The 1865-nt window shown below is 54.8% G+C and carries 4 protein-coding genes; all 4 read right to left on the bottom strand.

The window, feature by feature from the left end:
* Positions 1-508: 508 nt before the first annotated feature.
* Positions 509-874 (bottom strand): 50S ribosome-binding protein YggL, encoded by a 366-nt coding sequence (locus tag LG30_RS0119615; protein WP_033132381.1) that lies wholly within the window; start codon positions 872-874, stop codon positions 509-511.
* A gap of 114 nt (positions 875-988) precedes the next feature.
* Positions 989-1411, bottom strand: coding sequence for a hypothetical protein (locus tag LG30_RS22275; protein WP_152599389.1), 423 nt, complete (start codon positions 1409-1411; stop codon positions 989-991).
* Positions 1411-1620, bottom strand: coding sequence for a hypothetical protein (locus LG30_RS22600; protein ID WP_238566461.1), 210 nt, complete (start codon positions 1618-1620; stop codon positions 1411-1413). The genes LG30_RS22275 and LG30_RS22600 overlap by 1 nt, the downstream gene beginning before the upstream one ends.
* Positions 1598-1865: hypothetical protein (locus LG30_RS22815; protein WP_238566462.1), on the bottom strand; the 268-nt coding region annotated here is incomplete at its 5' end. The genes LG30_RS22600 and LG30_RS22815, both read right to left, overlap by 23 nt.

The following is a 1865-nucleotide window of genomic DNA, read 5'->3' on the forward strand; positions in this document are numbered from 1 at the left end:
ATTTAGTTGACCACTACATTAACCGATTGCTTGGGAGTAACCAGCTCAAACCACAGAATGGTGTTTTGGCGTTTTAATAATGACCTGTACCACCTTGGCTGGCAGTTCGTCTCATGCCAAGCAGGTGCTCAAAACGAACCATGGGGCTGGTATCTGGAGAAAATCTGAGAGGTGATCGGGTGCATCGGATCAGATCAGCGTTCCCTGCTCCGATCGCTTTATCTGATCAGATCAGTCTTGCCTGATCACCTATCCCTAGAAGGCTCGCGACGAGAAAAGCCACGTCCTGCCTAGGGTTGGTAATGATCATGGTGATTTGAGTGGGAAAGCCGCAGGCGTGTAAATCTGTCGCTCAATGCCCGTCAAAAAATTTGCTTGTCTCGTTACGGGTGATCACATACGCGCTCAGATGATTCCCGAGATCGAGACCCGACGCGCCAAAACTAGGCGTACTCCTTGGTCTTTTGTGGCTATTGCTCTCATGCCGGGATGCCCCATTGCCACCAACTCACCTCTCCCAGAGGTCGTGCCAGGCATCGCTCAGCTCGGCGCATTGGATACAGGCAAAACCGGGCTGGCTATCGAGCCACTGGCGGGCGCGATCCCGGTCGACCTCGCCGAGGGTACCCCGTTCGAAGCTGGCCAGATAACCGGACAGGATATCTGACCCTTCCCCGCCACCGCCGCCAAAGCCCCAGCCCTGGGACTCGACAAACTCGATCCAGTGATCGAGGGCCTGATCCAGGGTGTGGCGCTGGCTATCGAAGCGGAAGCTGATGGCAAAGCCAAGCTCCTGAAACTCTCCGACTCTCAGCTTCTTGCGCAGACGGCAGGTGCGGGGTTTGGCCTGTTGTTCGGTGGTCACTGTTTTCATAATGAACCTTGTGGTGATGGCGTCGAATGCTCGGGGCAGCGATATAGCCCTGCCTCGAGTGCGTTTTATATTGCGGGAAAGCCAGCCTGAGTTTGCCCGCCTTCACCAGCGCCTTCAGATACTGCTGTCGGATGGATTGCGCATCTCTCTCGATGATATTGGCGAGTACCAAGATAAATAGACGAAATGCCCCTGGCAAACCCGGATCAGCGCAGCCTCCATGGCGTTGCGATCCAAGCGCTTCTTCCGGCCAAGTTCGCAAGCCAACTGGAAGAGCTGCTGTCTCATGGTCTCAGTCAGGTGAGCCACATCATCGATATAGGGGGCATCAAAATGCCCCGAGATTAATCGTCCGTGCAGATCTCTGGTTGCGTTATCTGTCGCTCCCTCATCACTATGTGTGGAGCTCCGATCGTTATATGTGGAGCTGCTATTGCCCATTTCTGAGGAAGAAGTAAATGAGAACACTTCATCTGGCGTAGGGAGCGAGACGCCGGGCAGGGTATAGATCTTTTGTTTGAACTCACCGCTGGCCATCAAAAAGCCTCTGTGCTCAAGGCGCGGCAGGGCTGGGTCACTTCACGAGAGTGCTGTGTCGTTAACTGGCAGGCCCGCTCATGATTGACCCACCCCTCGATGGCGGCGGTCGTCACAATCAGTTGCTCGAAATCATCGAGCCGATTGAACTCTTCGCCAAACATGCCGAGCAACTGGACTCGGGTTTCATCGGGGATCAGGCTTGCCAAGGAAAGCTCCAGCAAGGTTTGTTGCAAAGAGTCTTTCTCCCATAGCTTGGGCGGTCGCCAGTTGGCTGATCGCCACCCGCTGAAAATCTTCGGCATGCCAGAGCCGGCCCGTTCCCCCCAGACCTACCAGTAAAAACATCTGATGGAGCAGCCGGTTACGACAGTCGGTATTGCCACCAACAATCACATCCTCCAGAGGGATGCGCATCAAGCCAGGGTTACGAAAGGCTATGTCCCAATTACGT

The organism is Aeromonas aquatica (assembly GCF_000764655.1).
Classification (GTDB): domain Bacteria; phylum Pseudomonadota; class Gammaproteobacteria; order Enterobacterales; family Aeromonadaceae; genus Aeromonas; species Aeromonas aquatica.